Origin of the sequence: Stenotrophomonas sp. PS02289 (assembly GCF_029960115.1) — a bacterium.
In the GTDB taxonomy this organism is placed as follows: Bacteria; Pseudomonadota; Gammaproteobacteria; order Xanthomonadales; family Xanthomonadaceae; genus Stenotrophomonas.
The window spans coordinates 22,429-29,501 of record NZ_JASCOZ010000045.1; the positions used below are offsets into that span (position 1 = coordinate 22,429).

Here is a 7,073-nt window from a genome sequence, read left to right on the forward strand (position 1 = left end):
CATGCTTCCCGCTCATCCGCGGATCCGGGCGTGGTGTTCACGCTCCATGGCAGCCACCGCCTCGGTGACCACCGCGTCCACGTCGCGGTCCGTCAGAGTGCGCGACTTGTCCTGCAAAATCAAGCCCATAGCGAGACTCTTGAAACCGGGCTCGACGCCCTGCCCGACATAACGGTCGAACAGGGTCACCTGGCGCAGCATCGGGCCGGCGGCACGGCGCAGGGTGGCCTCCAGGTCGGCCCAGGCGACCCCTTCCGGGACCAGGAAAGCCAGGTCGCGGCGCATCGAGGGGAACCGGGACAGCTCGCTGGCACGCGGCAGCTCGCGGGCGGCCAGCGGAGCCAGGTCCAGTTCGAATGCATACACGTCCACGTCGATATCCATGGCCTGGGCCAGGCGCGGGTGGATCTGGCCGATCCAGCCCAGCGGCTGGCCGTCACGCAGCACCTCGGCCGAACGGGCCGGATGGCCGTACGGGCGGGTCGAGGGCACGAAGGTCAGCGCGGCACCGGACGCGGCGGCCAGCGACTCCAGGTCGCCCTTGAGGTCGTGGAAGTCGACCTTGCGGGTGGCCAGGCCCCACTGCTGGGGATCGGCGTCGCCGCACACGGCCACGGCCACGCGGGTGGTTTCGATCGGAGCCGGACGGTCCTCACCGGCCTGCGGGTGGAATACCCGGCCCAGCTCGAACAGGCGCACGCGGCCCTGCTGGCGGGCGGCATTGCGGCCCAGGGTGGCGACCAGGCCCGGCAGCAGCGCCGGACGCATCACCGCCAGCTCGGCCGAGAGCGGGTTGGCCAGGGCCACCACGTTCTGGTCCAGCTGCCAGTCGGCCAGCAGCGCGGCATCGACGAAGGCGTAGTTGATGGTTTCCTGCAGGTCGCGGGCAACCAGCTGACGGCGCACGCTCAGCTCGTCCAGACGGGTTTCGCTCGGCATGGCCACACGCGCGGCACCGCCGGGCAGCGTGGTCGGAATCTGCTCGTAGCCGTGAATGCGGGCCAGTTCTTCGATCAGGTCTTCTTCGATGGCGATGTCGAAACGGCGGCTCGGTGCGGTGACCTGCCAGCCCTCGCCGGCGGCGACCACGTCCATGCCCAGCGCGCGCAGGATGCGCTCGACGTCGGCATCGGCGATCTGGATGCCCAGCACGCGCTGGATCCGGGCGCGACGCAGGGTGATGACGGCGGCGACCGGCAGGTCGGCGGCATTCACCGCTTCGGTCACCGGAGCCGGCGTACCGCCGGCCAGGTCGAGCACCAGGCGGGTGGCGTACTCGATAGCAGTGCGCGGCAGTGCCGGGTCGACCCCACGCTCGAAGCGGTGCCCGGCGTCGGTGTGCAGGCCCAGCTTGCGGCCGCGGCCCATGATGGCGGCCGGCGCGAAGTGCGCGGCCTCCAGGAAGACGGCGGTGGTGTCGTCGGTGACACGGGTGTCCCAGCCGCCCATCAGGCCGGCCAGACCGACCGGACGGTCGGCGTCGGTGATGACCAGGAAGCTGTCGTCCAGCGCGGCATCGCGGCCGTCCAGCAGCTTGAGCTGTTCGCCAGCGCGCGAACGACGCACGCCGATGCTGCCCTGCAGGGTGCCCAGGTCATAGGCATGCATGGGCTGGCCGAGTTCGAGCATCACGTACTGGGTGATGTCGACCAGCAGCGAAACCGGACGCACGCCACTGCGGCGCAGGCGCTCGGCCATCCACAGCGGGGTGGCGGCGCGCGGGTTGACGCCCTCGATCACACGTCCCAGGTAGCGCGGCGCTTCGGCACCGGCGTTCAGTGCGATCTGCAGTTCACGGTTACCCACGGCAGCGACCGGCGCGGCGTTGAACGGCACCACTTCGCTGGCGCACGCAGCAGCCACGTCGAAGGCGATGCCACGCACGCTGAAGCAGTCGGCGCGGTTGGGGGTGAGCTTGATCTCGATGCTGGCGTCGGGCAGGCCCAGGTACTCGACCAGGGTCTGGCCGACCGGCGCGTCGTCAGGCAGCTCGAACAGGCCCGAGGCGTCGCTGTCCAGGCCCAGTTCCTTGGCCGAGCACAGCATGCCGTTGGAGTCGACGCCACGCAGCTTGGCGGCCTTGATCAGGAAGTCGCCGAACTTCGCGCCGATCATCGCCAGCGGCGCGACCAGGCCGGCGCGCGCGTTGGGCGCGCCGCAGACGATCTGCAGGTGCTCGCCCTGCCCGGCGTCGACCTGGCAGATCTGCAGGCGGTCAGCTTCTGGATGGCGCTCGGCCGAGACGATGCGCGCCACCACCACGTGGTCGAGCTTCGCACCGAGGTCGGTGACCTCTTCGACTTCCAGGCCGATGGCGGTCAGCACCGCGCTCAGTTCATCGCGCGAGACCGTGGTGGGGACGTGGCTGCGCAGCCAGTTTTCAGAGAATTTCATGGATCACCGCTTACGCGAATTGCTTCAGGAAACGCACGTCGTTCTCGAAGAACGCGCGCAGGTCATTCACGCCGTAGCGCAGCATGGCAAAGCGCTCCACGCCCAGGCCGAAGGCGAAGCCGGTGTAGCGCTCCGGATCGATGCCGACGTTGCGCAGCACGTTCGGGTGGACCATGCCGCAGCCCAGCACTTCCAGCCAGCGGGTGCTGCCGTCGGGCTGCTGCCAGGCAATGTCCACTTCCGCACCGGGCTCCACGAACGGGAAATAGCTGGGGCGGAAGCGCATTTCGAAATCGCGCTCGAAGAAGGCGCGCACGAACTCCGACAGCGTGCCCTTGAGATCGGCGAAGGTGGAGTGCTCGTCCACCAGCAGGCCTTCCACCTGATGGAACATCGGCGAATGGGTCTGGTCGCTGTCGCTGCGGTACACCTTGCCGGCCGCGATCATGCGCAGCGGCGGCGCGTGGTCGCCCATGTAGCGCACCTGCACCCCGGAGGTATGCGTGCGCAGCAGGCGGCCGTCGCCGAAGTAGAACGTGTCGTGCATGGCGCGCGCCGGATGGTGCGGCGGGAAATTCAGCGCCTCGAAGTTGTGCCAGTCGTCTTCGATTTCCGGGCCTTCGGACAGCTCATAGCCGAGGCGGCCGAAGATTTCGGTGATGCGCTCCAGGGTGCGCGTGACCGGATGCAGGCCACCGCGTTCGGCGCGACGGCCCGGCAGGGTGATATCGATCGCTTCAGCGGACAGGCGCGCGTCAAGCGCAGCGTTGTCCAGCACCGCCTTGCGTTCGCCGAGCGCGGCGCTGACGGCGTCGCGGGCCAGGTTGATGGCTTCGCCAGCGGCTTTACGCTGGTCGGCCGGCAGGCCACCGAGCTGCTTGAGCTGCGAGGTGATGCTGCCATTCTTGCCCAGCAGCGCCACGCGCAGGCCTTCCAGCGCGTCGGGACTCTGCGCGGCGGCCACGTCGGCCAGCGCCTGGGTGGTGAGGGATTGGATGTCGCTCATGGATAAACGGGACCTCGCGTCGGTCGATCTTCGCGATGGACGCCGGGCCGACTCCCGTCGCCAGAAAAAAGAATGGGGAAGGACTTGCGCCCTTCCCCATGCATTGCCTTACCCACAGCCGTTGCGCGTGAACGGCAACGGCAGGGGAATGGACTTATGCCGCCAGTGCGCCCTTGGCCTTTTCAGCCAGTGCAGCAAAACCGGCTGCGTCGTGCACGGCGATGTCAGCCAGAACCTTACGGTCCAGGGTGATGCCAGCCTTCAGCAGGCCGTTCATGAAGCGGCTGTAGCTCAGGCCGTTGATGCGGGCAGCCGCATTGATACGGGTGATCCACAGCGAACGGAAGTTGCGCTTCTTCTGCTTACGGCCGATGTAGGCGTACTGCTGTGCCTTGATGACGGCCTGCTTGGCAACGCGGAAGACCTTGCGGCGTGCGTTGTAGTAACCCTTGGCAAGGGTCAGGATTTTCTTGTGGCGGCGACGTGCCTGTACACCACGCTTTACTCGAGCCATGGTTCAGTCCTCAGAGGTAGGGAAGCATACGGGTCAAACGGCCTGCGTCTTCTGCGCGGACGTGGTTCGTCTGACGCAGGTTACGCTTCCGCTTGGTCGCTTTCTTGGTGAGGATGTGGCTGCGGTTGGCGTGGCCAGCCTTGAACTTGCCGGAGGCGGTCTTGCGGAAACGCTTGGCCGCCGCCCGGTTGGTCTTGATCTTGGGCATTGCTATGTCCTTGATGATGTTTTTTTACTGACTAGGGCGGTGGCTGTGCCACGCTTTCCGTCCGTGCCCTTGCCTGCTTTTAAGCCAGATTCCCCGATGGGAACCCGGCGGGTCCTTCACCCCGCAATACGGGGCCGCCCATTATGCACGACCCTGAAGAGGGATGCAAATGGTTGATTTGGGTGGGATTGGGGGCGTGTCGCCCCCGTTCATCCGGTTACTTCTTCTTGGGCGCGATCATCATGACCATCTGACGCCCTTCCAGGCGCGGCCGGGACTCGATCACGATGTCCTCGCCCAGATCGGCTTCGATCCGGTTGGCCATTTCGCGACCCAGTTCCTGATGGCTCATTTCACGGCCACGGAAGCGGATGTTGACCTTGATCTTGTCACCTTCTTCCAGGAACCCGCGCATCTTGCGCAGCTTGATCTGGTAGTCGCCTTCGTCGGTGACCGGTCGGAACTTCACTTCCTTGATTTCGACCTGCTTGGTCTTCTTCTTGGCCTCGTTGGCCTTCTTCTGCGCTTCGAACTTGAACTTGCCGAAGTCCATGATCTTGCAGACCGGCGGATCGGCCTGCGGCTGGATTTCGACCAGGTCCAGGCCTTCTTCTTCGGCCATGGACAGCGCTTCGTCGCGCGACAACACGCCCACCATCTCTCCGTCGCTGCCGATCACGCGGACGCGCGGCACTCGGATTTCCTGGTTACGGCGGTTCTGTTTGTTGTCAGGGGTACTGATATTGCAATCTCCCAGAGGAATCAAACCGGCCCTGGACGGGGCGTCCATAGGGCCGGGACTTGTTTATACAGACTGTTCTGCCTGCAACCGCTCGATGAAGGCCTGGACGGACATGCTGCCCAGATCCTCGCCCGAGCGCGTACGCACGGCCACGGCGCCGTTTTCCTTTTCCCGGTCGCCCACCACCAGCAGGTACGGGACCCGCTGCAGCGTATGCTCGCGAATCTTATAGCCGATCTTCTCGTTGCGCAAATCGGCGTTCACGCGGAAGCCTTGATCCGCAAGGGTTTTGCGAACCTCACTTACGTATTCAGCCTGGGCATCGGTGATATTGGCCACCACCACCTGGGTCGGGGCCAGCCAGGCCGGGAACTGGCCGGCGTGGTGCTCGATCAGGATGCCGATGAAGCGCTCCATCGAGCCGACGATGGCCCGGTGCAGCATGACCGGATGCTTTTTCTGGCTGTTTTCATCGACGTATTCCGCGCCCAAGCGGCCCGGCATCATGAAGTCGACCTGCATGGTGCCCAGCTGCCAGGTGCGGCCGATGGCGTCCTTCAGGTGGTACTCGATCTTCGGGCCGTAGAAGGCGCCCTCGCCCGGCAGCTCCTGCCATTCCACGCCGCAGCTGGCCAGGGCCGAGCGCAGCGCGCCTTCGGCCTTGTCCCAGGTGGCGTCGTCGCCGAGGCGCGATTCCGGGCGCAGGGCGATCTTGATCTGGATCTCGTCGAAGCCGAAGTGCTTGTACACCGCCAGCGCCTGCTGGTGGAACGCGGTCACTTCCGATTCGATCTGCGACTCGGTGCAGAACACGTGGCCGTCGTCCTGGGTGAAGCCACGCACGCGCAGGATGCCGTGCAGCGCGCCGGACGGCTCGTTGCGGTGGCAGGAACCGAATTCACCGTAGCGGATCGGCAGGTCGCGGTAGCTGTGCAGGCCCTGGTTGAACACCTGGACGTGGCCCGGGCAGTTCATCGGCTTGACCGCGTAGGTGCGCTTTTCCGACTCGGTGAAGAACATGTTCTCCTTGTAGTTGTCCCAGTGGCCGGACTTCTGCCACAGCGACACATCCAGGATCTGCGGGCAGCGCACTTCGCCGTAACCGCTGTTGCAGTACACCTTGCGCATGTACTGCTCGACCACCTGCCACAGCGCCCAGCCCTTCGGGTGCCAGAACACCAGGCCGGGAGCTTCTTCCTGCAGATGGAACAGGTCCTGCTGCTTGCCGATGCGGCGGTGGTCGCGCATTTCGGCTTCTTCGATGCGCTTGATGTAGGCCTCAAGCTGCTTCTTGTCGGCCCAGGCGGTGCCGTAGATGCGCTGCAGCTGCTCGTTCTGGGCGTCGCCGCGCCAGTAGGCACCGGAGATGCGGGTCAGCTTGAAGGCCTTCAGGAAGCGCGTGTTGGGCACGTGCGGGCCGCGGCACATGTCCACGTATTCCTGGTGGTAGTACATGCCCATGGCCTGGATGTCGTCGGACATGTCCTCGATCAGGCGCAGCTTGTAGTCCTCGCCACGGGCCTTGAAGATCTCGATGACTTCCGCGCGCGGGGTCATCTTCTTGATGACGTCGTAGTCCTGCGCGATCAGCTCGCCCATGCGCTTTTCAATGGCGGCCATGTCGTCCGGGGTGAACGGACGCTCGGAGTAGATGTCGTAGTAGAAGCCTTCGGCGATGACCGGACCGATGACCATCTTCACGTCCGGGTACAGCTGCTTGACCGCATGACCGACCAGGTGCGCGCAGGAGTGGCGGATGATCTCCACGCCTTCCTCGTCCTTGGCGGTGATGATGCGCAGGCTGGCATCGCGGTCGATGACATCGCTGGCATCCACCAGCACGCCGTCGACGGAACCGGCGATGGTGGCCTTGGCCAGGCCGGCACCGATGGACTGGGCCACGTCCATGACACTGACGGGGTGTTCGAATTCACGGCGGCTGCCGTCGGGGAGCGTGATCGCGATCATGTCTTTGGGATACGTAGATAAAAGAAAAGCGCCACGAAGGCGCCTGCACAAGGGGCCGTCGGGGGACGTCAGCAGTGGGCGGTGGTAGTGCTCATGTCGCACGCTGGGCCGGCGCGTTGGCGCGGGCCACCTTGTTACCGTGATGGGAATGGCTTGATCTTAAACCAAACCGGGACATCCCCGGTAGCGCCGGCCGTTGGCCGGCCCTGGCGAACGTATCCGACGCCCATGAAGGCCGGCC

The 7,073-nt window shown here is 65.4% G+C and carries 6 protein-coding genes; all 6 read right to left on the reverse strand.

Annotated features, from left to right (window positions below; genetic code table 11):
- Nucleotides 1–12: 12 nt before the first annotated feature.
- A complete protein-coding gene (pheT, locus tag QMX83_RS08650; RefSeq protein WP_282296227.1) occupies nt 13–2,394 on the reverse strand; it encodes a phenylalanine--tRNA ligase subunit beta in 2,382 nt (793 codons plus the stop codon).
- A gap of 10 nt (nt 2,395–2,404) precedes the next feature.
- Nucleotides 2,405–3,400: a phenylalanine--tRNA ligase subunit alpha gene (pheS, locus tag QMX83_RS08655; RefSeq protein WP_282296228.1), complete on the reverse strand. Its 996-nt coding sequence runs from the start codon at nt 3,398–3,400 to the stop codon at nt 2,405–2,407.
- 154 nt (nt 3,401–3,554) lie between these two features.
- Nucleotides 3,555–3,914 carry a 50S ribosomal protein L20 gene (gene rplT, locus QMX83_RS08660; RefSeq protein ID WP_003484828.1) on the reverse strand — a complete coding sequence of 120 codons (360 nt, stop codon included), beginning with the start codon at nt 3,912–3,914 and terminating at the stop codon, nt 3,555–3,557.
- Nucleotides 3,915–3,924: 10 nt separating this feature from the next.
- The gene (gene rpmI / locus QMX83_RS08665; protein WP_024868243.1) at nt 3,925–4,122 is read right to left on the reverse strand and encodes a 50S ribosomal protein L35; all 198 of its coding nucleotides are present in this window, start codon (nt 4,120–4,122) and stop codon (nt 3,925–3,927) included.
- Nucleotides 4,123–4,339: 217 nt separating this feature from the next.
- Entirely contained in the window at nt 4,340–4,879 is a 540-nt protein-coding gene (infC, locus tag QMX83_RS08670; RefSeq protein WP_282296230.1) for a translation initiation factor IF-3, read from the reverse strand.
- 48 nt (nt 4,880–4,927) lie between these two features.
- A complete protein-coding gene (thrS, locus tag QMX83_RS08675; protein WP_282296229.1) occupies nt 4,928–6,832 on the reverse strand; it encodes a threonine--tRNA ligase in 1,905 nt (634 codons plus the stop codon).
- Nucleotides 6,833–7,073 lie beyond the last annotated feature (241 nt).